Consider the following 26,127-nt stretch of genomic DNA (forward strand, 5'->3'; position numbering starts at 1 on the left):
AATCATGGCGCATACACTGCCCGGCATGAGCGACATTCTGATCGAGACGGACCGTCTGATCATGCGTCCGCTCGCGTCGAGGTATGCGGATGACTACGCCCGCATTGCTAGTGATGCGCGGATTGGTGCCGTGATGTCTCACATTCCCACACCCTGCCCTGCAGAGTTGGTGCAGCAGTGGAGCACCCGTGTGCCCGAGCTGATTTCAGCGGGCACAGACTACCAGCTGATCATCACCGCCAAATCGGATGGCGCCCTCCTTGGCGCGACAAATATCGGCTGCATGGTCGAGCTCGGTGTCAGCGGACGCCAGTATGAACTCAGCTATTGGGTGGACCCTGCACGCTGGGGTGAAGGTCTCGCCACGGAGTGCGCCATCGGCTGCCGCGACTGGGCTTTTGAGATGCTCAAGGCCGGTGGCCTGCGCGCCGCCTGCGCCATGGGAAATGCAGCGTCGGCGCGGGTGCTGGAAAAAGCCGGGTTTCATTTCATGAATACGGCGATGTCAGCCTCATCCGATGCTGATGACGCAAAGCTGCGTAACAACTATCGTATGGACAAGCCCCGCTGGGAAACACTCAAGAGGCGTCCTCACATGAGTAAAGCATCATGAAGTTTCTTGATCAGGCAAAAGTCTTTATCGCGTCCGGCGCAGGCGGCAACGGCACCATCTCGTTCCGGCGCGAAAAGTACATCGAGTTCGGCGGACCCGATGGCGGCGACGGCGGCAAGGGGGGCGATGTCTGGGCCGAGTGTGTCCACTCCCTCAACACCCTCATCGATTACCGCTACCAGCAGCACTTCAAGGCACGCCGTGGCGAAAGTGGTGCTGGCCGTGACCGTTTCGGCAAGGGTGGCGACGATGTGGTGCTCAAGCTACCCGTCGGCACTCAGATCTTTGAAGAAGACAACGAAACCCTGATTGCTGATCTGACCGAGGCTGGCCAGCGCGTGCTGCTGGCCCAGGGCGGAAACGGCGGCTGGGGCAATGCCCGCTTCAAAAGCTCAACCAACCGCGCGCCCCGCCGCGCCAATGAAGGTCAGGAAGCCGAAGAACGCTGGATCTGGCTGCGCCTGAAGCTGATTGCCGATGCGGGCCTCGTTGGCCTGCCCAATGCCGGCAAGTCCACCTTCCTTGCAACTGTCACGGCTGCAAAACCCAAAATCGCCGACTATCCCTTCACAACGCTGACGCCCAACCTTGGCGTCGTCAAAGTAGACGAGGCGGCCTTTGTGCTGGCCGACATTCCCGGCCTGATTGAAGGCGCCAGCGAAGGCCTTGGCCTTGGTGACCGCTTTTTGGGGCATGTGGAACGCACAAACGTGCTGCTGCATCTCGTAGATGCAACACAGGAAGACGTTGCCGCAGACTACCGCACCATCCGCGGCGAACTTGCCGCCTATGGCAATGGTCTGTCTGAGAAACCCGAATTGGTCGCGCTGAGCAAGGTGGATTCTCTGACGCCGGAAGCGCGTGCCGAGAAGGAAGCCGAAATCACGGCCATCACCGGCACCAAACCCATCATGCTGTCCAGTGCCAGTGGCGAAGGCGTCACAGAAGCGCTGCGCGCCATCAACGTCTACGTCGCCAAGGTACGCCAGATGCTGATTGATGAAGCGGAAGCGAAAGAAGCAGAAGAGCTCGCAGCCAAAGAGCAGCGGCCCGCGCCGTCCGAAGGCTGGCGCCCATGAGCGATCGCCTGGTCACAGCAAAACGCGTTGTTATCAAGATCGGGTCTGCCTTGCTAGTGGACTCAGCGTCTGGACGCATGCGCCGTGACTGGCTTCAGACCCTGGCCGACGACGTGGCACGGCTGCGCGCCCGTGGACAGCAGGTGATCATCGTCTCCTCAGGCGCCATTGCGGTCGGCAGCAAGGCGCTTGGCCTTGGCGCACGCAATACACTGGCCCTGGAAGAAAGCCAGGCCGCGGCTGCCTTTGGCCAGATTGGCCTGGCCCGCGCCTATCAGGAAGCGCTTGAGACCCGTGACATCCGCATCGCACAGGTTTTACTGACACTTGGCGACACGGAAGGGCGGCGATCCTACCTTAATGCCCGCTCGACCCTGACCAAACTGCTGGACTTCAATCTGGTCCCCGTTGTGAACGAGAACGACACAGTCGCCACCACCGAAATCCGCTATGGCGACAACGACCGGCTTTCAGCCCGCGTTGCCAGTATGGTCGACGCAGACTGTCTTGTTCTTCTCTCGGATGTCGATGGTCTTTATACGGATGACCCTGTCCGAAACCCGGATGCCACTCTCATCCGCGAAGTTGATGCCATCACACCCCAGATTGAAGCGATGGCCGGCACCGCCGGCACTGACATGTCCACTGGCGGCATGATCACCAAACTCGAAGCCGCCCGCATTGCGACGGAAGCCGGTGTGCATATGGTGATTGCAAAGGGCGCAACCGACCATCCCCTCAAGGCCATTGAAGACGGTGCCAACGCCACCTGGTTTGCCGCCCACGAAACACCTGTCGTGGCGCGCAAACGCTGGATATCCGGCAGTCTCCAGCCTTCCGGCATCATTACCGTAGATGATGGTGCTGCCGCCGCCCTGGCCCGCGGCCGCAGCCTTCTGCCCGCCGGCGTCTGCAAGGTCAGCGGTACTTTTGATCGCGGCGACGCTGTGATTGTGCAGACAAAAGCAGGTGTAGAGCTTGGCCGGGGCCTTGTGGCCTATGCATCAGCTGATGCCTCCCGCATCGCTGGTCACAAAAGCGGTGAAATCGAAGCCCTGCTTGGCTATCGTGGTCGTGACGAGATGATCCACCGGGACCATCTGGCCTTGAACCGCGCCGCCAAGGACACACAACAAACTACGAGTAAGACCAACACAAAAAGCGAGCTGGCAAAATGAGTGTCGTTGAAAAACTCCATACAGCAGACCCTGATGTGGTCGCCACCATGCGCGACATTGGCGCCCACGCCCGTGACGCTGCCAAAGTACTGCGCTCAGCTCCGCGCAAACAGAAAGACGCAGCCCTGCTTGCTGCTGCAATGACTATCCGCGCCGACGTGGATCTCATTCTTGCCGCCAATGAAAAAGACATGGAAGCAGCACAGGCACGTGGCCTGACCGGTGCTATGCTTGATCGTCTGAAACTTGACGATGACCGCATCGAAGCCATCGCCAAAGGTCTTGAGGCCATTGTTGAACTCGAAGACCCCGTTGGCACAACCATCACTGAATGGGACATGCCTTCCGGACTGCACATTGAGCGCCGACGGGTGCCCCTTGGTGTCATCGGGATCATCTATGAAAGCCGTCCCAACGTAACCGCGGACGCTGGCGCACTGTGCCTCAAATCCGGCAATGCAGTCATCCTGCGTGGCGGTTCGGAGAGCTTTCATTCATCGCGCGCAATCCACACCATTCTGGAACACGGGCTTGATGCAGCGCAGCTCCCTTCAAAGGCAATTCAGCTTGTGCCCACCACAGACCGAGCGGCCGTTGGAGAAATGCTCAAGGGCCTTGATGGCTCCATCGATCTGCTCGTGCCCCGCGGCGGCCGCAGCCTGACAGAACGCGTGACCAATGATGCGCGTGTGCCTGTGCTCGGCCACCTTGATGGCCTTTGCCATGTCTATGTCGACAAAGACGCAAACATTGAGATGGCACAGAAGATAGCCGTTAACGCCAAGCTGCGCCGCACCGGCATTTGCGGATCTGCTGAAACACTGCTGGTCGATGAAGCCGTCGCAGACACCCACCTGCCTGCTGTTGTGAAGGCACTACAGGACAAGGGCTGTGAAATCCGGGGCGATGAAAAATCTCAGGCTCTTGTGCCCGGCATTTCTGCAGCCACGCAGGAAGACTGGAGCACCGAATATCTCGACGCGATTATTGCTGTTGCTGTTGTGCCCGGCGTCAAAGGCGCGCTGGCGCACATTGCCGAATATGGCTCGCAGCACACCGAATGCATCGTGACCGACAATCAGGAAACCGCAGACAAGTTCCTGACCGATTGCGACAGCGCCATTCTGCTGCACAACGCCTCAACACAATACGCTGATGGGGGTGAATTCGGCATGGGCGCTGAAATCGGCATTGCCACTGGCAAGCTGCATGCGCGCGGGCCCGTTGGCCTGGAGCAACTCACATCCTTCAAATATGTGGTGCGCGGCAGCGGCCAGACCCGGCCGTAGATGTCGTCAGAGCTCAGCAGCAACCCGATCAATGGCATGATCGGTGGATTGCGCATCGGCCTGCTGGGCGGATCGTTCAATCCGGCTCATGAAGGGCACAGGCATATCAGCCTCGTAGCGTTGCGCCGGTTGCAGCTCCATCAGGTGTGGTGGCTGGTGTCTCCGCAGAACCCGCTGAAGCCCGAAAAAGGTATGGCCCCGTTTACACAGCGCATGGAAAGTGCGCAGGCAATGGCAGATCATCCCGCCATTCGCGTGACGGACATCGAAACTCAGATGGGCACCCGGTACACTGCTGACACTATCCGTCAGTTGACCGATCGAGCGCCCGGCACGAGTTTTGTGTGGTTGATGGGTGCGGACAATCTTCTGAGCTTTCCCAAATGGCATCAGTGGACCAGCATCATGGAACGCGTCCCCGTCGCAATTATTGCCCGCCCCGGCTACAGCCTGAAAGCACGGCTGTCACATGCTGCAAACCGTTATGCTCACAGGCAATTTCCCGTTGAGCATGCGTCGCGTCTGGCCAATGAAGAAGCACCTGCCTGGGTCTTTATCGAAGACCAGCCAACACCGCTCTCATCGACACAGATCCGTCGTCAGAACGGATCAGACTGGGTCGCAGACTGACCTCAGAAATGGTCCGTAGCGGTCCAATTGCGGGGCGCGGGTCGCCTCTGGAAACACACAATCGCGTCACTTACCTGACACGTGGTTGACTTACGCCTTTGAACTTGGCGGAGTTGGCACCTCGCAGTTCTCAAAAGATGCCGAAAGACGCCGCTATGCCTTCTTCTGCCAGCCAAGCGACAGCCTCCAGTGACATTGCATCCACTGGTGCACAACGCCTGTCGCGCGCGACGCTCATGGCACACTTTGAGCGCGTGCGCGCTGCAACTGAAAGCCTGGCTGCCCCGCTGACGCCGGAAGACCAGATGCTGCAATCCATGGAGGATGCAAGCCCGGCCCGCTGGCATCGTGCGCACACCACATGGTTCTTTGAGACATTTGTCTTGAAGCCACACGACGCGACCTATCAGCCGGTCGACCCAATCTACGACTATCTGTTCAATTCCTACTATCAGGCCGTCGGCCCGCAATACCCGCGCCCGAACCGTGGGCTGGTCTCGCGCCCCAGCGTGGCGGAAGTGGGAATATATCGAAGCCAGGTCGATGCGGCGCTCCTGGGCTTTGCCCAGTCCACTGACGACGACACATGGCAAACCATTGCGCCGTTGATTGAGCTGGGACTGCATCACGAACAGCAGCATCAGGAACTACTCGTCACAGACCTGAAACACGCCCTGTCCTTCAACCCGATGTGGCCTGCAATCTATCCAGCACCTGAACATCAAAGCGATGCAGCATCTGCTCTTGGCTGGGTCGACTTTCCCGGCGGCATCACCATATGCGGCCACTCCGGTGATCTAGCCAATGACGGGTTTGCCTATGACTGCGAAGGCCCGCGCCATCAGGTGCTGATGCGCGACTACGCGCTGGCAACCCGACCTACGACGAATGCGGAGTATCTCGAATTTGTTCGTGATGGCGGATATGCAGACCCACGTTGGTGGCATGCCGAAGGATGGGACCGGGCGCAGGCAGATAACTGGCATGCCCCGCTTTACTGGATACAGGACGACACAGCGTCCGACACCTGGACAACCTACACACTGCATGGCCGCGTTGCCGTGAACCCACATGAGCCCGTGTGCCACATCTCTTTCTTTGAAGCAGCCGCCTATGCTGCATGGCGCAGCGAACAGGGCGACGACGTACGTCTGCCAACCGAGTTTGAACTTGAACACGCTGCCGCAGGACTTGAACCGACAGGCAACTTTGCCGGCACGCAGCCCGGACAATCCGCACTGCACCCCAAAGCTGCAGACCACGCAGGACAACTTGAGCAGGTGTTTGGCGACGTATGGGAATGGACACAGAGCGCATACACGCCATATCCCGGTTTCAAACCGGTCGCCGGTGCCATTGGTGAGTACAATGGCAAGTTCATGGCCAATCAGATGGTCCTGCGCGGCGGCAGCGTCGCCACGGCTGAGAACCACATGCGTGCGACCTACCGAAACTTTTTCCCTGCCCATGCACGATGGCAATTCTCAGGGTTGCGCCTTGCACGCGACACTTAATAGTCCCACATCACAAAGCCTGCCAAGAAGCCTGAACGGCCAATCCACAGCCCGACCAGCATCGGGAAGGAAACAATATGACCGCCCACGACACGACAACACTTGATCGACCCGACATCGACTCCTCCGCACTCGCGTTCTTCGTAGACGAAAAGCCTGCGCTGGCGACATTTCTTGATGATGCCATGACAGGCCTTGCCGCCTCTCCCAAGCGGATCGCGCCCAAGTACTTTTACGATGAGCGCGGCTCCGAGCTGTTCGACAAGATTTGTCAGACTCCGGAATATTATCCAACCCGCACGGAACTTGGCCTTCTCAAGAAGCACGGTGCGGACATTGCCAGGGCCGTTGGCCCGGACTGTCTGGTGGTTGAATACGGCGCGGGCTCAAGCCTCAAGATACGCCGCCTGCTCGAGGCCCTCGACAAGCCGGCGGGCTATGTAGCTGTCGATATCAGCCGCGACTACCTGCACGGCCAGATGAGCGGCCTTGCCGGCGACATGCCGGAGATTGCCGTCGGTGCCATTTGTGCCGATTTCACGCAGGGTTTCGACCTGCCCGCAGAAACCCGAAATCTGGGCACACGCAAGCTTGGTTTCCTGCCCGGCTCGACAATCGGTAACTTTGTGCCTGCCGAGGCCGAAGCCCTTTTGGCACGTAGCACCAAACTGCTGGGCAAGGGTGGCCAGTTCCTCATCGGCGTTGACCTGAAGAAGCCAAAACACATTCTGGATGCCGCCTATGACGATGGCGCCGGGGTCACAGCGGCCTTCAACCTGAACCTGCTCAAAAGGATGCAGTCAGAGCTGGGCGCGGAGCTCAACGAGGGCGGATTTTCCCACGTGGCCTTTTACAATGGCGATCAGGGCCGCGTGGAAATGCACCTGGAAGCCAAAGGCCCACAGACAATTCGTCTGGAAGGCCAGAATTTCGACTTTGATGACGGCGAGCGCATTCACACGGAAAGCTCTTACAAGTATGAGCCTCAGGAGTTCGCAGATATGGCCAAAAAGGCCGGATTTGTGCCGCGCGGTCTGTGGACAGACGTGGATGGCCTGTTCTCGCTCCACCTGCTGGAAGTCGCCGGTTAACCGCCTGAAATCACTGCATTTGCGGTTGCAGGCCTAATCGTCATATTGTCCTCATGGAAGCGGGCCATGGTGCCCGTACCGGCAGGAAATTTCGCCGATTCGGCAAAGTTTCCATGAGCCGGCACCCTTCCCCACAAATGAAATGGGTGGAGGGCAAAAGTGGAGCTGAAACCTGAGTATCGACTATGCTGGCCAAGAGGCCAAAGCGGCGGAAGAGACATCTTTCGCAGGCACACAGTCAGAAGACCACAACCAGTCCGACCGGCTTCGCGCAGCAGCGCTGGCGTGTCTTGAAGACACCAAGGCCGAAGACGTTGTCACCATCGAACTCGCAGGCAAATCATCTATGGCCGACTGCATGGTAATCGCCAGCGGCCGGTCACAGCGCCATGTGGGGTCTGTTGCGGACTATCTGGTTGAGGCCCTGAAGAAAGCAGGCTGCAAGGCACCGCGTGTTGAAGGCATGACCCATGCTGATTGGGTCCTGATCGACGCCGGTGACGTTGTCATCCATGTTTTCCGTCCGGAAGTGCGGGATTTCTACAATCTTGAGCGCCTCTGGTCCTCTGACATGCCCGAAGACCAGTTGGCCAACTAGCCAGCTGCAGGACGCTCCTGCCTGAGTGCAGGCGCAGACAAAGAAGAACACAATGCGCATCACCGTCTGCGCCATAGGCCGCATGCGTGACAAGAATGAGCGCGCGCTTGCCGACGATTACCTCTCACGGGCACAGGCTCTGGGCCGGAATCTGGGCATCACGGACATCAAGACAATCGAGCTGGACGCAAAGCCAACCAGAGAACTGGAAGGCGAGGCCTTGCTGGCTGCCTTGCCTGACAACGCGTTCATCATCGCCATGGACGAAACAGGCAAACAGCGGCCAAGTCGTGATCTGGCAAAATGGCTGGATACCCTGAAGGACGGCACCCACCGCGACATTGCTTTTGTGATTGGTGGGGCAGATGGCCACAGCGCCGCGGTAAAAACCAAGGCGAACGCTACGCTGTCCCTGGGCGCCATGACTTGGCCGCATATGCTGGCCAGAATCATGCTGCTTGAGCAGGTCTATCGGGCCATATCCATTCTGGCTCGCCACCCTTATCATCGCGACTAGTCACCAAGACCAGATGGTGAGTCGGAATCTCCAGTGAGTCGGAGTTTCCAAATCACCCACAGCAGGCCACAAGACCAAAAACATCATGAGACTTTTCGGCCGACCCAAAACAACTGGCGACGCACCTGCGCGCCCCGTCGTCGTGGCCATGCTGCAGGGATGGGGCGCGGTTGCAGACAATCCCCGCGCGCCGATTTTCAGCACCCGTACGCCAGCCTTCAACCGCCTGGCCCAGCGCGCTGCTGCAACATCCATAGCCCCTGCCACCACGCCCACAAGTATGAGCAGCGCCCTTGCAGCAATTGCGGAGGGCAACAGTGCTGTTGCGCCCAGCTCACCTCTGGAGGCGGTCCTTCGGGCCCCCGGCGGCTTGGCGGAACACGCGGGCTTTCAGTCTTTCGTCAAAGACCTGACGCGTGTTGGGGGTGATTGCCACCTTCTGTGCTGCCTGACATCCTCGGGCATTGAAGGGTTCACAGCTCACGCTGCAAAAATCGCAGCCAATCTCAGTCATGCAGGCGTTCGCGTCTGGGTCCACGCCATCCTGGATGGCCGAGATACAGCGCCTGATGCTGCACTGGGCGCCCTGCACGAGTTTCACGAAGATGTAGCAGGCGTTGACACGGTGCGCTTTGCAACCGTGTCCGGCCGGGCCTTCGCCCTCGACGAAACAGCAGATGCCAAGGCACTGGCTTTAGTGCGCGATGCCATCGTTGATGCGAGCCCGCAGCAACGCAGCGGTCTTGCGCAGTACATCGATGCCCAAAACCAGACAGGCGTGAATGATGGAGACATCAAACCTGCAGCGGACCAGACCTATCCAGGCCTGCGCAGTGACGACGCCTTATTGGTTCTTCATCCGCAGGCAGATGGTTTTTCAGACCTGCTGAAAGTTCTGGTGCCCGGCGATACACTGGATGTGCCTTCGGCACGCCCTTCCACACTATCCGCCTGTAGGCGGATGATCGGCTGGCCACAAGCCGGCACGTCGCCCGCAGCACAGGCGCGCCAGCCCCTGTCGTTGTTTCAACCCTCCCATCCTCGACTGCCTGACATTGTGCGCAGCGCAGATCTGAGCCTGATGATGGCCGCGCCGCGTCACGAGCACACATTGTGGGCGGCGTCCGTTGAAGGGTGCACGCCCAAGGCCAGCAAGACATTGGTGGCAACGAACGCTCTGGAAGCGGCAGATGCTGCCGTTCGCGCTATCAAGGAAGACAAGACCGACGTAATTTTCGCGTTGCTGGCAGGTGTGCCGGCGGCAGCGCGCATGCCGGGCAGCCGATCACTTGATCCAGCGGCCCGCCGCATCATTGAACAACAGGACAAGGGACTGGGCCGGATCGCAGCCATCATCGAGCGGCGCGGCGGCACATTGATGGCCATCGGCACCGATACGAGCCTTGGCCTTGCAACGTCGCTTCCCTGCCTCATTCATGGCGGCCCGTGCACAAGCGACACACCGCTTAACGCGGGCACACTTGCCGACATTGCACCCACCATCCTCGATCTGGCAGGCGCACAGCCCCATGAGCAGCTGTCCGGCATGTCACTTCTGGCCCATGAGGAGGTCATTGATGCGGCGGCATCGTGACATCTCATTTACATCGACACTGGCAATTGCCCTTGCCGTTGCCTGGCCGTCCGGACATGCGCAGGAAACACGCATAGACCCCGCCCAGGCAGAAGAACTTATGGAAGTGGAGCGTGCCCTTGGCGGCGCGTCATCCTCTCGGGATGCCGCTGAAGCCAAGGCCAAGGCAGCGGCCCGCGCGGTGCTGCGCCTGCGTGAAGAACTGGTAGCCGCCGGTGACCGGGCCGCCGCGCTGGAAACCGCAGTCAGCGAAAATCAGTCTCACATTGAAGGTCTCGTTGCCGCCCGCGCAGTAAGCGAAGCATTGCTGGCTACACGGCGAGAGCAACTCGTTGAAAGCCTTGCCGCCCTCCAGCGCCTCGACCTCGAACCACCGCCCGCTTTGCTGGTGAAGCCGCAGGATGCCTTGGCGGCAGCGCGCGGAGCGATGCTTCTGGGTACGCTGGTACCAGAGTTGAAGAGCGTCGCAGACGATCTGTCAGAGCAGATCAAGAGCCTTGAGGACCTGACCCGCACCATCACCAGCCAGCGCGAACAGCTGACCCAGGACGTGGCAGCCCTGAATGTTGAGCAGCGCCGGATTGATGAATTGCTGGTCGCCAAGCGCGAAGAGGAACTCATAAGCTCCACCGATGCCAAGCGCGCCGCAGACAAATATGCAGAACTGGCAGGCCGCGCCCGCTCCCTGCGCGATTTGCTGGGCGGTCTGGAGGAGGATGTGCCGACATTTGCGGCCCTGCGCCCCGGCGATGATGCTGAAACAGCACCGCCCGCCTTCTCAACCCTGCGCGGCACCCTGCGAAGCCCTGCAACAGGAAGGATTATCCAGCGTTTTGGTTCCGATGACGGCTCAGGCAGTCCCTCTCAGGGGGTCAGCTTACGTGCACGGGCCGGGGGGCAGGTCGTAAGCCCTGCGGATGCCGAAATCGTGTTTGCGGGGCCATTTCGCAGTTATGGCAACGTGTTGATAATCACCCCAGGCGACAATTACCTTATTGTTATCGCTGGATTGGCTGAGATTTACGCCGGACCAGGCCAGCAGTTGCTTGCCGGTGAGCCCATTGGGCGGCTTCCGACGGGCTCAAATGCGGCAAATGGTGGCCAAAATGGGCTTCTGGAGGCCGGTAGAGGTGCAGGTAATACACCTGTGCTCTATATAGAGATGAGAAAAGACGGGAAACCGGTTGATCCGGCCCCGTGGATCAGGTTTCAGGGCCGCCCGGCCTAGGCAGAATGCGTCTTGAGCATCGCGCTTAGGCCACAATCTGGCGGAATTGTAACTGGTACGAGATCAAGAGCGGCAGCACCGTGTGCGCGTCGGTCAGATGTGAGAATGAAGGGTAGCGAATGATGCACCGTACGGTGATTGCAGGGGCCGCAGGCCTGGTGAGCCTGGCTCTTGTAGGGATTTTTGCCCTTGATGCGGGCCCGACCCGTGGTGGTGCGGAAGCCGCAAGTTCTGAGACATACCGGCAGCTAAACCTGTTTGGCGATGTATTCGAGCGGGTCCGCGCAGACTATGTCGAAGAGCCGGCTGACGCTGATCTGATCGATAACGCGATCAACGGCATGCTGACATCACTCGACCCGCATTCAAGCTACCTCAACCCCAAGACCTTCCGCGATATGCAGGTGCAAACCCGCGGCGAATTTGGCGGACTTGGCATCGAAGTCACCATGGAAGAGGGCTTTGTCAAAGTCGTTGCCCCCATCGATGACACACCGGCAGACAAAGCAGGCCTGCGCGCCAATGATCTGATCACCCATCTGGATGGTGAGCCGGTGCTTGGCCTCACGCTTTCAGCTGCGGTTGAAAAGATGCGCGGACCAGTCAACGCCCCCATCACCGTGACAATCGTTCGACAGGGCCGCAACGAAGCCTTTGACGTAACGGTCGTGCGCGACATCATTCGCATCAAGTCCGTGCGCTACAAGCGCGACGAAGGCGTGGGCTATATCCGCGTCACAACATTCAACGAGCAGACATCAGACGGTGTGCGTGCCGCTCTGCGCGAAATGTCGGACATGCCCGGCTTCGTTGTGGATCTGCGCAACAACCCCGGCGGTCTGCTGGATCAGGCCATTGAGGTCTCCGACATCTTCCTTGAAAAGGGCGAAGTCGTTTCAACCCGCGGCCGCTATCCTGAAGACACCCAACGGTACAACTCGCGCCCCGGCGATCTTGCCAACGGCAAGCAGGTAGTCGTGCTCGTGAATGGCGGATCCGCTTCAGCGTCGGAAATCGTCGCCGGTGCCCTGCAGGATCATGAGCGTGCACTGGTGCTTGGCACCCGCTCCTTTGGCAAGGGCTCTGTACAGACCATCATCCCACTTGGTTCCGATGGCGCCATTCGCCTGACAACAGCCCGCTACTACACACCAGCCGGCCGGTCGATCCAGGCCAAGGGCATTACGCCAGATATCAAGGTCGAGCAGAACGTGCCGGAAGACGAAGACATCCGCACAACCGGTGAAGCCGGACTGGCGGGCCATCTGGCCGCTGAAGACGAGGACGAAAAGGGTGGGTCATCCGCCTACGTGCCTCGAGATGCCAAAGATGACCTTCAACTCATCTATGCCCGTGACCTGATCCTCGGCAAGCGGACATATGATCCGGCAAATCCGGCGCCAACTGCTGATGCAAGCGCCGCAGCAGGTGCTGGAAGCGAAGGCGGCGCTGCTATGGCCCCGATTCCCAACTAATGCGCCAATTGGTCAGGGGTTAGCGACCCTAACTCCTGATTTCTTTCATTTCGTTCATCTTATCCGGCCACGGCGACCTCAAAAGGTCTTCCGTGGCCGGATTCCTTTAAGCCAGCCTGCCCCGTGTTAAGCGTGACTGGACGCACGGCGCGCAAGCCCTTATGCCAGCACAGATAAACCGCTATCGTGAGCGCTCTTGAATTCATATCGGTGCACCCACCTGCCTGCCATGACCGCCATCCCGACAGATACAGACCACCAGGACACAGCTGATACCGGCACGACGCGGATCAGCCCACTGGCTATTGCCGTATTCGCAGTCGCGCTGCTGATCGGTGGTTTGCTCATCTGGCTGTCCTTTGCAGGCGATGATGGCCGCCCCGCCGAGCACGTTTTGCAGCTCTCGACCGACGAAGACGCTGGCACCGAAACCCTGATAAGCGGCGAGACCGTTTCCATTCCCCCGCGGCCGCAGGTTCTGAATGGCGATGAAACGCCCAGCGCTGGAGACGAGACGGACACACCAACGCAGAACGACAACACACTGCCCGCCACAGACGGTAACCTTCAGCAGATCGGATCACTGCCACTACTGACCGCAGGCGCGTCCCTGGAAGGCGCCCCGATAGAAGGCCTGTATGAAGAAACCACGGCTGGGCTTCTTCCCGTTGTGGCCACCGATGGCCGGCGCCCTGTCGCCAGCTACGGCCGCCCCTTTGAGCTGCCACTCACAGGCGACGATGCCCGGCCGCGCGTGGCCATCATGATTATGGGCTTTGGTCTAAATCGGACATTCGCTGAACGTGCCCTTGAGCAACTCCCTGCTGACATCTCTTTGGCATTCACGCCGTATTCCAGTGAACTGCAAAACCAGATCAATGCCGCACGGGCCGACGGCCATGAAGTTGCTCTTGAGCTTCCAATGGAGCCGTTTGACTATCCCGATAATGATCCGGGTCCCTACACATTGCTGACCAACCTGCCCGCCGAAGCAAACCGCAAGCGCCTCGAATGGCTGCTGGCGCGAACAACGGGCTACTTCGCCACCGTCAATCGACAGGGCGGACGGTTCCTATCGGAATCTGAGTCACTTGCGCCCATCATGACTGCTTTGATGGAACGCGGCGTCGGCTTCGTCGATACCGGCGACGGCGCACGCAACGCGACCGAAGATGCGGTGCCGGAAGGCTTCAACTGGGCGGTCGGCAATCGGGTTGTGGATGCCGCCAAATCCCCACGCCAGATTGACAAGGCACTGTCTGATCTTGAAGAGGCTGCACGCGACAACGGCATGGCCGTTGGCATCGGGACAGCCCTTCCCATTACCGTTGAACGCGTTGCCCAATGGGCTGAAAGCCTTGCGGAAAAGGGCATTGATCTCGTTCCGGTTTCTGCAGCCCTTGCCCATGGCACGTCCGTTCCGGCTGGCAATGATGCAACAAGCCAAGCGGACGCTTCCGGTGATCTCAGCGAATAGAACCGGTATCTTTCTGCCATGAGCAAACTCCCCTACCGCCCCTGCGTCGGCATCATGCTGCTTAACTCGTCCAACAAGGTATGGATTGGTCGACGGGCCATGAAGCGATCTGTGCAGCAGGATGAACCCGGCTCATGGCAAATGCCGCAAGGCGGCATCGACAAGGGTGAAGACCCATTGCCTGCAGCGCTGCGGGAGCTGGAAGAAGAAACCGGCATCAGCGATGTGGAGGTGATTGGGCAGACGGAAGACTGGCTGACCTATGACCTGCCGGAGCACCTCGTTGGCAAGGCCCTCAAGGGAAAGTATTGCGGCCAGAAACAGAAATGGTTCGCCATGCGCTATCTGGGCAGCGACAGCGCCATTGATCTTTCAAAGGCGGAAGACGATGAGTTTGACGACTGGCGCTGGGAAGATGCGGCAGAGCTTCCAGGGTTGATCGTGGAGTTCAAACGCCCGGTCTACGAACAGGTCGTTGAGCGTTTCGCGCACTTAACCGCTTAGTTCGACCTGGGTCAAAACGTCAGGCGGCTTTGGCCAGACGCTTGGCATGGTTTGAAAAACCCCACCACACAACGGACGTCAGCGGCTTTGCAACGCGGGCACCAATCTTGATGCCGCACGCATTGGCGATCATGGCAACCAGCCGGTCTGTGTGACGGCGCTGATACAGCCCCAATGCGCGCGCCTGATAGGCTTTGGCGCACCCTTCGCGATCGTAATCAGCAGAAGGGGTGTTGGCGCAGTAATAGGCGTAGGACAGTTCGTCGTCGTCCGCTTCACTGACACGTCCCAGCGCGATCTTCAGCCGGCGCATCTTCGACGGCACGTCTTTTTCGTACCTCAGGAAGTGATCGTAGAAGAGCTTGTAGTGATTGAACTCATCGCGGGCGAGATTGGCAGCTACCTGCTTGAGCACGGGCTCTTCGCTAGCATCGCGGATGGCTGAATAAAATGATGACGTTCCCGTTTCCACAACGCAGCGCGCCAGCAGTTCACCGCCGCGACTGCCGCGCGTGGACTCATCAACATCCATCGGGATGGAATACCCCGCCTGGAAGTCTTTCAGTGCTTTGTCGAAACTGAATGTGGGGTCAGCAAGTTCAGCCCAGCGGGCCAGGGCCGCGCCATGTTGCTCTTCCTCAACACCCCAGCGCTCGATTTCAGCCAGCAGCTCCGCATCGTCAGAAAACACCTGGCTGAGATAGGTCACATAGTCAGGCGCATTGGCTTCCACCAAGGAGGCAGCTTTGACCGTGCGCAAGAGATCTGCGTCCACCTTTGACGCGTCAAAAGCGGCCCAATCGATGTCATCGAGGGTCCAGTGCTGAGTCATCTATGGGTAATCCCCACCTTATTGCGCCGGTTGAAGCCCCCTCACCGGCAATATCCCCATACAATAAACCCGCCCGGACATCATTTTGTCCAGCCGGGTTTATCGACAATCTTTTTGTGGGTTCGACGCGGCTGCGCCCAAACCACGGTTCTAAAGCGCGTCGCGAAGCTGCTTGAGATGGTTGAGCTTTACTTCCGCTCGCGATTTGACGGCCTCAGATGCAGCATCGTCCACATCTTCCTGCGCATTCTGGATTTCCTGGTCCAAGGCGGCGCTGTCCAGCTCATCAAGCGGAACAGAATGCTCAGCCAGAAGTGTCAGACCTTCTGCATTCACTTCCGCAAAGCCGCCACGCACGAACAGGCGGGTTTCTTCCCGACCGTCCTGAACGTCCACAACACCGGGGCGCAGGGTGGTCATGAAGGGAGCATGTCCCGCCATCACACCAAAGTCGCCTTCAGCACCAGGTACAGTCACCATGTCCGCATCCGCAGACATGAGAAGCCGTTCCGGGCTTACGAGTTCAAAATGCAGCTTGTCAGCCATATGCTTTTACCAATCCAAACGCTCGAGCCAGAAGGCTTAAGCAGCTTCCGCAGCCAGACGCTCAGCTTTCTCGATGGCAGTCTCGATTGTACCGACCATGTAGAAAGCGGCTTCCGGAAGATGGTCATAGTCACCATCACACAGAGCCTTGAAGCCTTTGACCGTGTCCTGAATGTCCACAAGCACGCCAGGCGTGTTGGTGAACTGCTCAGCCACGAAGAACGGCTGTGACAGGAAGCGTTCGATCTTACGGGCACGGGCCACGGTGAGTTTGTCTTCTTCAGACAGCTCGTCCATGCCGAGAATGGCAATGATGTCCTGCAGCGACTTGTACTTCTGCAGAATTTCCTGCACCCGGCGGGCCGTGTCGTAGTGTTCCTGGCCAACAACGCGCGGCTCAAGAATACGGCTTGTTGAGTCAAGCGGATCCACAGCCGGGTAGATGCCCTTTTCAGAGATCGCACGGTTCAGCACGGTCGTCGCATCAAGGTGAGCAAACGATGTGGCTGGTGCGGGGTCGGTCAGGTCATCGGCAGGCACGTAAATGGCCTGCACGGACGTGATCGAGCCTTTGGTTGTGGTCGTGATGCGCTCCTGCAGAGCGCCCATGTCCGTTGCCAGTGTTGGCTGGTAGCCCACAGCAGACGGGATACGGCCCAGGAGGGCTGACACTTCAGAACCAGCCTGCGTAAAGCGGAAGATGTTGTCCACGAAGAACAGCACGTCCTGGCCCTTGTCGCGGAAGTCTTCCGCCACGGAAAGACCGGCAAGAGCAACACGCGCACGCGCTCCGGGAGGTTCATTCATCTGGCCGTAGATCAAGGAGCACTTGGAGCCTTCTCCGCCGCCTTCCTTGTTCACGCCTGATTCGATCATTTCCCAGTAAAGGTCGTTGCCTTCACGGGTCCGCTCACCAACGCCGGCAAACACAGAGTAACCACCGTGCGCTTTGGCGATGTTGTTGATGAGTTCCTGAATAAGAACCGTCTTGCCCACGCCGGCACCACCGAAGAGGCCGATCTTGCCGCCCTTCGCATATGGCGCAAGCAGATCCACCACCTTGATGCCCGTTACGAGCATTTCAGCTTCCGTTGACTGCTCAACGAAGTCTGGTGCTTCAGCGTGAATGGGACGCTTTTCTGTGAACTGGATCGGGCCAGCTTCATCCACTGGCTCACCGATCACGTTCATGATGCGGCCCAGCGTGCCGTCACCGACGGGCACCTGAATGGCGACGCCCATGTCGGTCGCTGTCTGTCCACGAACAAGACCTTCAGTCGAGTCCATCGCGATGGCGCGAACGGTGTTCTCGCCAAGATGCTGCGCGACTTCCAGAACAAGGCGGTTGCCGTTGTTGTCGGTTTCAAGCGCGTTCAGGATCGCCGGCAGGTTATCTTCAAACCGGACGTCCACAACGGCGCCGATGACCTGGGTAATTTTGCCCACTGCGTTGGAGCTCATGGTCTGTATCCTCGGTCTCGTCTCAGTACCTGGCAGCACGTCATGCGCTGCCTTTGTTGATACCGCAGCGGCAGATGCCGATACGGGCTTGGTCTCAATTTCATTTGCGGCCACATCAATGACCGCAGAAGTCTTTGTGTCCGGCGCTGGCAGGGCGCGAGGCCCCGGTCGCTGTTGCCGGACAAACAGCCCAAGAACACTTGAAATGCTCTCGAGCAACGGACGCAGATAGCGTCCAATTCCGTTTTGCTTCGCCACCGACAGCGCCCCCCGGCTTGCTGTGTGCCCAGTTACTGATTCCCTTGTCAGCATGGGCATTGGTTGTGGTCGAAGGGGCTTATCGCCGCTCTTGTATCGTGTTGTATCTAGACCGCTTCCGCGCCCGAGATAATTTCAATCAGTTCCTTGGTGATCTGTGCCTGACGCGACCGGTTATAGGTCAGTGTCAGCTTGTCGATCATGTCACCAGCGTTACGCGTCGCATTATCCATGGCGCTCATACGGGCACCCTGTTCAGACGCGGCATTTTCCAGAAGCGCGCGGAACACCTGTGTCGTCAGGCTGCGCGGCAGAAGATCATTCATGATCTCTGTTTCTTCCGGCTCATATTCATATGGCACCGGCTCACCCGCATCCGCAGGACGCTCAGGGATGGAAGCCGGAACAATCTGCTGCTCAGTCGGGATCTGCGTCACAACATTCTGGAAGGCAGAATAGAAGAGCGTCGCAACATCAAACTCACCAGCCTCAAACATGTCGAGGACGCGCTTGGTCACGATTTCAGCCTGCGCATAGCCAATGCGGCGTACATCGGTGAACTCAAATGTGTCGACGATCAAATCAGCAAACTGCCGCTTGAGAATGTCGCGGCCCTTGCGGCCCACACACAGGATCTTCACCGTCTTGCCATCAGCCAGAAGATCCTGAACCTTCAACCGGGCAATACGAGCGATGGAGGAGTTAAAGCCACCGCACAGACCGCGGTCTGCCGTAGCGACAACGAGCAGATGAACCTGCTCGCTGCCGGTGCCGATCAGCAGCGGCGATGCACCAGCTGATGTCAGCATGGATCCACCAAGGTTGGCCATCACGCTGTCCATACGCTCAGCATACGGACGAGCAGCTTCGGCAGCTTCCTGCGCCCGGCGCAGCTTTGACGCTGCCACCATCTGCATGGCCTTGGTGATCTTCTGCGTCGCCTTGACGCTTGCGATCCGGTTACGGAGTTCCTTGAGGCTCGCCATTGCTTGCTCTCGTATCCTTCTAGCGGCTTATGCCGTTATGCGAACGACTTTGCGAAAGCTTCAACGCCTTCACGAAGCTTGGCATTGGTGTCGTCAGACAGGGCGCCCGTGTCACGGATGCTTGTCATCACGTCAGCATGCTTTTCATGGAAAGTGCGCAGCAGCTCTTCTTCAAAGCGGGCGATGTCTTCAACCGGAAGGTTGTCCAGGAAGCCCTGGGTACCGGCAAAGATCACAACAACCTGCTCTTCCATGGACAGCGGCGAGAACTGCGGCTGCTTGAGCAGCTCAGTCAGGCGCTCACCACGGTTGAGAAGACGCTGTGTCGTGGCATCAAGGTCAGAACCGAACTGCGCGAACGCCGCCATTTCGCGGTACTGCGCCAGCTCACCCTTAATGGCACCAGCCACTTTCTTCATGGCTTTGGTCTGGGCAGAACCACCCACACGCGACACCGACAGACCCACGTTCACAGCAGGACGGATGCCCTGGAAGAACAAATCTGTTTCAAGGAAGATCTGGCCGTCCGTGATCGAGATCACATTGGTGGGGATATAGGCCGACACGTCGTTGGCCTGCGTTTCAATGATCGGCAGCGCCGTCATGGAACCAAGACCATTGTCTTCGTTCAGCTTGGCAGAGCGCTCAAGCAGACGGGAGTGAAGATAGAACACGTCACCGGGATAGGCTTCACGTCCTGGAGGACGGCGAAGCAGCAGGGACATCTGACGATACGCCACAGCCTGCTTGGAAAGGTCATCATACACGATCAGGGAGTGCATGCCGTTGTCGCGGAAGTATTCCGCAATGGCGCAACCACCAAATGGCGCAAGGAACTGAAGTGGTGCAGGTTCGGACGCGGTTGCGGCCACAACCACGGAATATTCCATGGCACCGTTTTCTTCGAGCGTCTTCACGATCTGAGCAACCGTTGAACGCTTCTGGCCGATGGCGACATAGACGCAGTAGAGCTTCTTGCTCTCGTCATCGCCTTCATTGACCTGCTTCTGGTTGAGGATGGCGTCAATCGCCACAGCCGTCTTACCAGTCTGGCGGTCACCAATCACAAGCTCACGCTGGCCACGGCCAACAGGGATAAGAGCGTCAATCGCCTTGATGCCTGTCTGCATCGGCTCATGCACAGACTTGCGAGGAATGATGCCCGGCGCCTTCACGTCAACGACGCGGCGCTCAGTGGCTTCAATCGGGCCCTTGCCGTCAATCGGATTGCCAAGCGGGTCAACAACGCGACCAAGCAGACCCTTGCCGACCGGCACGTCCACAATGGCGCCTGTGCGCTTGACGGTGTCGCCTTCTTTGATCTGCTGGTCAGAACCAAAGATCACGATACCAACATTGTCGTCTTCCAGGTTGAGCGCCATACCGCGCACACCATTGGGGAATTCGACCATTTCACCAGCCTGAACCTGGTCAAGACCGTAGACGCGGGCAATGCCGTCACCAACGGAAAGAACCTGGCCGATCTCGGTGACTTCAGCATCGGAGCCAAAGTTCTGGATCTGCGTTTTCAGGATCGAGGAAATCTCGGCGGCTTGAATGTCCATCAACCGGCCTCTTTCATAGCAAGCTTCATGCGATTGAGTTTTGTGCGCAGGGACGTGTCGACCATCCGGCTGCCGAGCTTGACCACAAGGCCGCCCAGAAGTCCGTTATCAACCTTGGTGCTGAGCGTCACGTCGCTGCCCGTCGCGGCTTTGAGCGTTTCAGTCAGTTTTTGCACCTGCACATCGGTGAGGGGGTGGGCAGAAGTAACTTCTGCCGAAACTTCGCCGCGATACTGCGCGACGAGAGCTTGGTAGGTCTTGATCATGCCATCCAGCGCAAACAGGCGCCGGTTGGTTGCAACAAGGCCGATAAATTTCTTGGTGAGGTCAGAAGCCCCGGCGCGCTCAAGGATCGCACCCATGGCCTTTGTCTGGTCATCCCGGCCAAAAAGCGGGCTTTTGACGAGATCGCGAAGGTCCGCGCTCTGCGTCATCATCTGCTCAAGGCCCGCCAGATCAGCAGCTACCGCATCAATGGCACCCGCATCCTTTGCGAGGTCAAAGAGAGCACTCGCATATCGTCCGGCGACACCGGTAAAATTCGCGTCTTCGCCTGCCACGTAACCGCCCGCTAGAAATTACTGGTTGGATATTTCGTAACCCTGGGGCCGGACGACTGCCACAACCTGCCAAGGCATTGAAATACTTAAGAAAATCGGGTGCAGCCCAAGCGTTAAGAAATACCGCTTTCGGCCAAACCGCGCGTTAGGTAACACACCGTTTTCCGCTGTGCAACATAAGCAGCGCGGCGTGCTGACGCACTTGCCTCGCAGGTAAGCAGATTCAGTCAAAAGGGGCATCCCTCACCCACCTTCACGTCTGAGTTGCACTTATTTAATTACTTATAGGCACTCTCAGACCTGCGGGCAGAATGAACCGCTGGAGTGACCTGCCACTTGAGGCAGGCCGGAGGTCTTCAGGGACATGACGAAGCAAAATCTCTGGTCGACAAAAGGCGCTGCAGCCGTGGTGCTCGCGACTGCCATTGGCGGCATTCTGGCAACATCCGCCTCCTATCAGTTCGCCCTCAAGACAGAACAGCTTGCCGCTGAACAGCGCTTCATGTTCGCCCGCGCGGAAACGGTGGCAGCCATTGAAGCCCGCATGCGCAACTACGAGTCCGTGTTGCGCGGCTCTAGCTCAGTCTTCGAGATCAGCCAGGACCTGACCCGCCAGCAATGGCATGCCTTCACGAGCGGCCTTCAGCTAGATCGCAATTTCCCCGGCATACAGGCCCTTGGTTACGCAAAATGGGTCCAGCCTGAAAACAAGGCCGGATATGAAGCCACAGTCCGCTCGGAGGGCTTCCCCGATTTTCGCATCAAACCTGACGGCATTCGCGAGGCGTACACCTCCATCACATTCATTGAACCAATGGACGTGCGCAATCAGCAGGCGTTCGGTTTTGACATGTGGTCTGAGGAGACCCGCCGCAGCGCCATGGCGCACGCCCGCGACACCGGCGAGATTACAATCTCAGGGCCAGTGAAACTGGTCCAGGAAATCGATTCTCGGGTACAGGCCGGCATTCTGATGTACCTGCCCCACTATGCTGGCAGCGACCTGAGCACGACGACCGCAAGGCAGGCTGCCAACGCGGGATTCGTTTACGGCGCATTTCGTATGGACGATTTGATGGCCGGCATTCTTGGGTCAGACCATCAGCACATCGAGATCGAGATTTTCGACACGACAAGTGGCGACCAAAACAATCTGCTCTACACCAGCGATGCCTCCAAGGACGCGGCCGGCAAAACAGCACCTCTCACCGCAACAGACGCCATCACCGTATATGGCCGAACATGGCAACTGGCGTCTCGCGGCAAACCTTCTTTGTTTATGCATGACGGTGGTGTAAGCCTCGGCCAGGTCGCCATCACTGCCAGCGCTGGCGCGAGCCTGTTCCTTTTGATTTTGGTTCTTCTCGCGCTCAACACCCGCAAGCGCGCTGCGGACATTGCAAAACACATCACCCACGACCTAGACCAGCGCACAGAAGAGCTGTCCGCGTCCCTGCGTCGTCAGGTCCGCATCGAAGACGAGCTGCGCAGTCTGGTGACGACTGACACGCTAACGGGACTGGCCAACAGAAGCGCATTCAATGTCTGGCTGAAAGATGCCGGCAAAAAGCATCAGGGCACATTCGCCTTCCCGACAGACGATGTCGATGGCGGCCATAGCATCATGATGATGGATCTGGATCGCTTCAAAACCATCAACGATACCCTGGGCCACATCATAGGCGACGAACTTCTGACCGCGGTAGGGGCGAGGCTCAAAAGCGAACTTCCCTCCAATTGCAGACTAGCCCGCCTCGGCGGGGATGAATTCGCCCTCCTTGTACCCGACGATCATGATCAGACGGAATCTCTCAAACTCGCAGATCAAATCAGCAACCTGTTTGCGGAACCTTTCGAGTGCGATGGGCGCTACATCAAAACCACCTGCAGCATCGGAATGGCCTTTATCAGTAGCGCGGTGCCGAACGCCGAGCGGGCCATGTCTCAGGCTGATATTGCACTGTATCGCGCCAAGGATACCGGTCGCGGCGTCATCAAGGTTTTTGACGAAGCACTGGAGGCGGAAACTGTCCGCCGCGCGACCATTGAAGACGCACTGGACGGCGCGTTGGCCCGTCGTGAATTCCATCTCGAGTTCCAGCCCAAGATTGGCAGCAATGGCGGCGACGTCGTGGGCGCTGAAGTATTGCTGCGCTGGGTTCACCCGACCATGGGTTTCATCCCACCTGACATGTTTATTCAGACGGCGGAAGAAACCGGTTACATCGAATCTATATCAGCCTGGATTCTGGACGCGACCTGCGAGCAGATGCGTACATGGATGGACAACGGCGTAACGGACATTCCGCTTGCCATAAACCTGTCATCTCAACAGCTCCAGTCTCCCGAGCTGATCGCGACAGTCACCAATACATTGCGCCGGCACAACATCCCGCCGGAAAAACTCGAAATTGAAATCACCGAAAGCATGCTCATCGATGATTTTGAGCAAGCCTATCAGCGTCTCAAACAGTTGCGCGACATCGGCATCAAAGTCGCGCTGGACGATTTTGGCACCGGATACTCATCGCTTTCCTATCTCCACAAGCTGGAAGTAGACGTTCTGAAAATTGATCGATCCTTCGTGGGCAGTCTTGAAACACCGCAATCCAGGACGATCGTTCAGTCGATCATGACGCTCGCCAAGACGTTGAACCTGAGCACTGTTGGCGAAGGTGTTGAGACCGTGGAGCAGGCACAGTTTCTGCGGGCAAACGGGTGCGATGAAATGCAGGGCTGGCTGTTTGCCAGATCGCTACGCGCAGAAGATCTTGAAAAGTGGCTGGCCGACGCAGACGCCATGACAACATCCGCAAAGCTCGCAGTCGTCTGACGCCCGCTTACAAAAAACTTTGTGGGTCGACATCCACAGCAAGACGCACGGCATTGGGCAGCTTCACCTGCGCCAGCCATGCGCGCACATATTTCTGCACTTGAAAATCGCGCGTCGTCTTGATGAGGAACCGCACCCTGTGGCGGCCGCGCAGCAAGGCAATGGGCGCAGGTGCAGGCCCCAGCACACGAACGCCCTCAGCCGCAGGAACAGCCCGCGCCAGTTGACGGGCCACCTCAGTGGCCTGTGGAAGTTCCGGCGCTGACAATATGAGAGACACCAGCCGACCATAGGGCGGCATACCCGCGTCTTCGCGCTCCTGTGCCTCTTGCTGCAGGAACTGGTCACGGTCTCCTGCCACCAGCGCCTGCATCACCTTGTGATGCGGCATGTAGGTCTGAAGGATCACCCGGCCAGGTTTTTCGCCACGACCGGCACGCCCAGACACTTGATGCAACAGCTGATACGTCCGTTCAGCGGCCCGCAAATCACCGCCTGTGAGACCAAGATCCGCATCCACAACACCCACCAAGGTAAGATTGGGGAAGTTGTGCCCCTTGGCGACAACCTGCGTCCCGACAATGAGATCGACTTCCTGCCGGGTGATCTGGCCAACAGCTTCCTGTGTCGCTGCAGGCCCATGCAGATGGTCACTCGACAGGACGCTCAATCGCGCCTCGGGGAACCGTTCAGCAGCTTCCTCCGCTATGCGCTCCACGCCAGGACCGCAAGCTGCCAGCGAGTTTTCACTCTGGCATTCAGGGCACTCATAGGGTGTCGGCGCACGAGTGCCGCAATGGTGGCACTGCAGCTCCTTGCGAAAGCGGTGCTCGACCAGCCACGCATCACAATTGGGACACTCGAAGCGATGTCCACAGGTCCTGCATAGGGTGAGCGGTGCATAGCCGCGCCGATTGAGAAACAGCATGGCCTGATTGCCGGCTTCCAGCGTGTCCACAATGGCTGTCACCAATGACTGCGACAACCAGCGCCCGCGCTCAGGCGCATCAGCACGCAGATCAATCGCCGTGACATCCGGCAGTTCAGCTGCACCGTGCCGCTCTGGCAGAACAAGCCGCTGATATCGCCCGCGTTGCACATTGACGACGGTTTCAAGCGAGGGCGTGGCGGACGCCAGCACAATGGGAATGTCCCCAAGGGATGCCCGCGCAACTGCCATGTCCCGCGCATTGTAGATAACGCCCTCTTCCTGCTTGAAAGCGGACTCATGTTCTTCATCCACAACAATCAGACCAAGGTCCGTATACGGAAGGAACAACGCGGATCGCGCACCGACAATCACACGCGCGCGACCTTCAGCGACGCCACGCCAGATACGGCGGCGTTCCTTCTGGTTGAGGTCGGAATGCCATGGGGCAGGCGGCGCACCAAAGCGGGTTTCAAAGCGCTTCAGCAATTGCGGCGTAAGCGCGATTTCCGGCAACATGACCAGAACCTGCTTGCCTTGCCGCAAAGCCGTCGCCACAGCTTCGAAATAGACTTCTGTCTTGCCGGCGCCCGTCACCCCATCCAAAAGTGTCGCGGAAAAACCGTTGCCCACATGAGCGCCAAGATCATGAGCCGCAGATGATTGTGCGTCACTCAGCTGCGGTCCTTCAATGTCACCGTCGGGTTCGCTGAATGCCCTCTCTCCGGGCATCTCCACCACTTCAAGGGCACCCGCCTTGACCAGCCCACTCACGACGCCGGTTCCCACGCCCGCCATCTCGGCAATTTCGCGCGCGGGGCGGGCAAGCTGCGGGCCGGTCTCCCGCAGCACTTCCAACACACGTTGGCGCTGGGGCGTGGCGCGCTGGGGTTCTGCTCCACTCAGACGGTAGCCGGTAACGGTCGGGGCAGGTTCAAGAGCCTGGGGCACCCGCATGGCGAGACGTAACACGGCGCCCGGTGGGGACAGTGTGTAGGCTGCGACCCAATCCACGAACTTGCGCAACACGTCAGGCATCGGCGGCGCGTCAAATCGACTCACAATTGCCTTGAGTTTTTTGGGATCCACCGGCTTGGCCTCGACACCCTCTGGCAGCGCGTCCCAGACAACACCGGTCACTTCCCGCGGCCCCAAAGGCACGCGCACAAAGTCTCCCGGACGCACATCGAGATCATCCGGCACCGCATAGTCATACGCGCCCGGCAGCGCGAGCGGCAGCAACACGCGCGCCGTGACGACGTCAATATCCATATCTAGCGTGGGTTGGTCGGCCATTTGATCTCGATGCCGGGTTGGCGGGGGCGAATCCCATACCGTACAGTCTACGATACGCAAAAGATTCGTTTTTGC

General features: G+C 58.7%; 22 protein-coding genes. 15 read left to right on the forward strand and 7 right to left on the reverse strand.

Annotated elements, in window-relative coordinates; genetic code table 11:
- The first annotated feature begins 4 nt into the window (after positions 1–4).
- The 14 genes from ABXH05_RS05765 (at position 5) to ABXH05_RS05830 (ending at position 14,787) form a co-directional block, all read left to right on the forward strand.
- Entirely contained in the window at positions 5–613 is a 609-nt protein-coding gene (locus tag ABXH05_RS05765; protein WP_353560176.1) for a GNAT family N-acetyltransferase, read from the forward strand.
- A complete protein-coding gene (obgE, locus tag ABXH05_RS05770) occupies positions 610–1,692 on the forward strand; it encodes a GTPase ObgE (RefSeq protein ID WP_353560177.1) in 1,083 nt (360 codons plus the stop codon). Before ABXH05_RS05765 ends, obgE begins: the two co-directional genes overlap by 4 nt.
- On the forward strand, positions 1,689–2,870 hold the full coding sequence (proB, locus tag ABXH05_RS05775) for a glutamate 5-kinase (protein WP_353560178.1): 1,182 nt from the start codon (positions 1,689–1,691) through the stop codon (positions 2,868–2,870). The genes obgE and proB overlap by 4 nt, the downstream gene beginning before the upstream one ends.
- Positions 2,867–4,159: a glutamate-5-semialdehyde dehydrogenase gene (locus ABXH05_RS05780; RefSeq protein WP_353560179.1), complete on the forward strand. Its 1,293-nt coding sequence runs from the start codon at positions 2,867–2,869 to the stop codon at positions 4,157–4,159. Before proB ends, ABXH05_RS05780 begins: the two co-directional genes overlap by 4 nt.
- The gene (locus ABXH05_RS05785) at positions 4,160–4,789 is read left to right on the forward strand and encodes a nicotinate-nucleotide adenylyltransferase (protein WP_353560180.1); all 630 of its coding nucleotides are present in this window, start codon (positions 4,160–4,162) and stop codon (positions 4,787–4,789) included.
- A 155-nt stretch (positions 4,790–4,944) separates the two neighbouring features.
- Positions 4,945–6,303 (forward strand): ergothioneine biosynthesis protein EgtB, encoded by a 1,359-nt coding sequence (gene egtB, locus ABXH05_RS05790; RefSeq protein ID WP_353560181.1) that lies wholly within the window; start codon positions 4,945–4,947, stop codon positions 6,301–6,303.
- A 77-nt stretch (positions 6,304–6,380) separates the two neighbouring features.
- Complete coding sequence (egtD, locus tag ABXH05_RS05795; RefSeq protein WP_348136210.1) at positions 6,381–7,394, forward strand: L-histidine N(alpha)-methyltransferase; 1,014 nt, start codon at positions 6,381–6,383, stop codon at positions 7,392–7,394.
- 178 nt (positions 7,395–7,572) lie between these two features.
- On the forward strand, positions 7,573–7,992 hold the full coding sequence (gene rsfS, locus ABXH05_RS05800; RefSeq protein ID WP_497887543.1) for a ribosome silencing factor: 420 nt from the start codon (positions 7,573–7,575) through the stop codon (positions 7,990–7,992).
- A gap of 25 nt (positions 7,993–8,017) precedes the next feature.
- A complete protein-coding gene (locus ABXH05_RS05805) occupies positions 8,018–8,509 on the forward strand; it encodes a 23S rRNA (pseudouridine(1915)-N(3))-methyltransferase RlmH (protein ID WP_353560182.1) in 492 nt (163 codons plus the stop codon).
- Positions 8,510–8,594: 85 nt separating this feature from the next.
- Positions 8,595–10,103: a hypothetical protein gene (locus ABXH05_RS05810; protein ID WP_353560183.1), complete on the forward strand. Its 1,509-nt coding sequence runs from the start codon at positions 8,595–8,597 to the stop codon at positions 10,101–10,103.
- Positions 10,087–11,331, forward strand: a complete 1,245-nt coding sequence (locus tag ABXH05_RS05815) for a murein hydrolase activator EnvC family protein (RefSeq protein WP_353560184.1) — start codon at positions 10,087–10,089, stop codon at positions 11,329–11,331. Before ABXH05_RS05810 ends, ABXH05_RS05815 begins: the two co-directional genes overlap by 17 nt.
- A 119-nt stretch (positions 11,332–11,450) precedes the next feature.
- Positions 11,451–12,806, forward strand: coding sequence for a S41 family peptidase (locus ABXH05_RS05820; RefSeq protein WP_461494733.1), 1,356 nt, complete (start codon positions 11,451–11,453; stop codon positions 12,804–12,806).
- A gap of 229 nt (positions 12,807–13,035) precedes the next feature.
- Positions 13,036–14,283 (forward strand): divergent polysaccharide deacetylase family protein, encoded by a 1,248-nt coding sequence (locus ABXH05_RS05825; protein ID WP_353560185.1) that lies wholly within the window; start codon positions 13,036–13,038, stop codon positions 14,281–14,283.
- Between the two features lie 18 nt (positions 14,284–14,301).
- Entirely contained in the window at positions 14,302–14,787 is a 486-nt protein-coding gene (locus tag ABXH05_RS05830) for an RNA pyrophosphohydrolase (protein ID WP_348136215.1), read from the forward strand.
- A gap of 19 nt (positions 14,788–14,806) precedes the next feature.
- Here ABXH05_RS05830 and ABXH05_RS05835 read toward each other — a convergent pair whose 3' ends face one another.
- The 6 genes from ABXH05_RS05835 to ABXH05_RS05860 all read right to left on the reverse strand — a co-directional run bounded on the left by ABXH05_RS05835 (position 14,807) and on the right by ABXH05_RS05860 (position 20,995).
- Positions 14,807–15,619, reverse strand: coding sequence for a ferritin-like domain-containing protein (locus ABXH05_RS05835; protein ID WP_353560186.1), 813 nt, complete (start codon positions 15,617–15,619; stop codon positions 14,807–14,809).
- Between the two features lie 150 nt (positions 15,620–15,769).
- A complete protein-coding gene (locus ABXH05_RS05840) occupies positions 15,770–16,165 on the reverse strand; it encodes a F0F1 ATP synthase subunit epsilon (RefSeq protein WP_348136217.1) in 396 nt (131 codons plus the stop codon).
- Between the two features lie 36 nt (positions 16,166–16,201).
- Positions 16,202–17,626 (reverse strand): F0F1 ATP synthase subunit beta, encoded by a 1,425-nt coding sequence (gene atpD, locus ABXH05_RS05845; RefSeq protein ID WP_348136218.1) that lies wholly within the window; start codon positions 17,624–17,626, stop codon positions 16,202–16,204.
- A 365-nt stretch (positions 17,627–17,991) separates the two neighbouring features.
- Positions 17,992–18,870, reverse strand: coding sequence for a F0F1 ATP synthase subunit gamma (locus ABXH05_RS05850; protein WP_348136219.1), 879 nt, complete (start codon positions 18,868–18,870; stop codon positions 17,992–17,994).
- Between the two features lie 35 nt (positions 18,871–18,905).
- Positions 18,906–20,435 (reverse strand): F0F1 ATP synthase subunit alpha, encoded by a 1,530-nt coding sequence (gene atpA / locus ABXH05_RS05855; protein ID WP_348136220.1) that lies wholly within the window; start codon positions 20,433–20,435, stop codon positions 18,906–18,908.
- On the reverse strand, positions 20,435–20,995 hold the full coding sequence (locus ABXH05_RS05860) for a F0F1 ATP synthase subunit delta (protein WP_348136221.1): 561 nt from the start codon (positions 20,993–20,995) through the stop codon (positions 20,435–20,437). Before ABXH05_RS05860 ends, atpA begins: the two co-directional genes overlap by 1 nt.
- Before the next feature lie 364 nt (positions 20,996–21,359).
- Between ABXH05_RS05860 and ABXH05_RS05865 the strand changes: the two genes are divergently transcribed.
- Positions 21,360–23,828 carry a putative bifunctional diguanylate cyclase/phosphodiesterase gene (locus ABXH05_RS05865; protein ID WP_353560187.1) on the forward strand — a complete coding sequence of 823 codons (2,469 nt, stop codon included), beginning with the start codon at positions 21,360–21,362 and terminating at the stop codon, positions 23,826–23,828.
- Between the two features lie 7 nt (positions 23,829–23,835).
- On the opposite strand, the gene ABXH05_RS05870 is transcribed toward ABXH05_RS05865, so the two are convergent.
- The gene (locus tag ABXH05_RS05870) at positions 23,836–26,052 is read right to left on the reverse strand and encodes a primosomal protein N' (protein ID WP_353560188.1); all 2,217 of its coding nucleotides are present in this window, start codon (positions 26,050–26,052) and stop codon (positions 23,836–23,838) included.
- Positions 26,053–26,127 lie beyond the last annotated feature (75 nt).

This window comes from Pyruvatibacter sp. HU-CL02332 (genome assembly GCF_040362765.1).
Taxonomy (GTDB): Bacteria; Pseudomonadota; Alphaproteobacteria; order CGMCC-115125; family CGMCC-115125; genus Pyruvatibacter.

Excerpts from the sequence above, each read along its gene's own strand:
- ABXH05_RS05765 (WP_353560176.1), top strand. The coding sequence starts at position 5 with ATGGCGCATACACTGCCCGGCATGAGCGACATTCTGATCGAGACGGAC.
- obgE (WP_353560177.1), top strand. The coding sequence starts at position 610 with ATGAAGTTTCTTGATCAGGCAAAAGTCTTTATCGCGTCCGGCGCAGGC.
- proB (WP_353560178.1), top strand. The coding sequence starts at position 1,689 with ATGAGCGATCGCCTGGTCACAGCAAAACGCGTTGTTATCAAGATCGGG.
- ABXH05_RS05780 (WP_353560179.1), top strand. The coding sequence starts at position 2,867 with ATGAGTGTCGTTGAAAAACTCCATACAGCAGACCCTGATGTGGTCGCC.
- ABXH05_RS05785 (WP_353560180.1), top strand. The coding sequence starts at position 4,160 with ATGTCGTCAGAGCTCAGCAGCAACCCGATCAATGGCATGATCGGTGGA.
- egtB (WP_353560181.1), top strand. The coding sequence starts at position 4,945 with ATGCCTTCTTCTGCCAGCCAAGCGACAGCCTCCAGTGACATTGCATCC.
- egtD (WP_348136210.1), top strand. The coding sequence starts at position 6,381 with ATGACCGCCCACGACACGACAACACTTGATCGACCCGACATCGACTCC.
- ABXH05_RS05810 (WP_353560183.1), top strand. The coding sequence starts at position 8,595 with ATGAGACTTTTCGGCCGACCCAAAACAACTGGCGACGCACCTGCGCGC.
- ABXH05_RS05815 (WP_353560184.1), top strand. The coding sequence starts at position 10,087 with ATGCGGCGGCATCGTGACATCTCATTTACATCGACACTGGCAATTGCC.
- ABXH05_RS05820 (WP_461494733.1), top strand. The coding sequence starts at position 11,451 with ATGATGCACCGTACGGTGATTGCAGGGGCCGCAGGCCTGGTGAGCCTG.
- ABXH05_RS05825 (WP_353560185.1), top strand. The coding sequence starts at position 13,036 with ATGACCGCCATCCCGACAGATACAGACCACCAGGACACAGCTGATACC.
- ABXH05_RS05830 (WP_348136215.1), top strand. The coding sequence starts at position 14,302 with ATGAGCAAACTCCCCTACCGCCCCTGCGTCGGCATCATGCTGCTTAAC.
- ABXH05_RS05835 (WP_353560186.1), bottom strand. The coding sequence starts at position 15,619 with ATGACTCAGCACTGGACCCTCGATGACATCGATTGGGCCGCTTTTGAC.
- ABXH05_RS05840 (WP_348136217.1), bottom strand. The coding sequence starts at position 16,165 with ATGGCTGACAAGCTGCATTTTGAACTCGTAAGCCCGGAACGGCTTCTC.
- atpD (WP_348136218.1), bottom strand. The coding sequence starts at position 17,626 with ATGAGCTCCAACGCAGTGGGCAAAATTACCCAGGTCATCGGCGCCGTT.
- ABXH05_RS05850 (WP_348136219.1), bottom strand. The coding sequence starts at position 18,870 with ATGGCGAGCCTCAAGGAACTCCGTAACCGGATCGCAAGCGTCAAGGCG.
- atpA (WP_348136220.1), bottom strand. The coding sequence starts at position 20,435 with ATGGACATTCAAGCCGCCGAGATTTCCTCGATCCTGAAAACGCAGATC.
- ABXH05_RS05865 (WP_353560187.1), top strand. The coding sequence starts at position 21,360 with ATGACGAAGCAAAATCTCTGGTCGACAAAAGGCGCTGCAGCCGTGGTG.
- ABXH05_RS05870 (WP_353560188.1), bottom strand. The coding sequence starts at position 26,052 with ATGGCCGACCAACCCACGCTAGATATGGATATTGACGTCGTCACGGCG.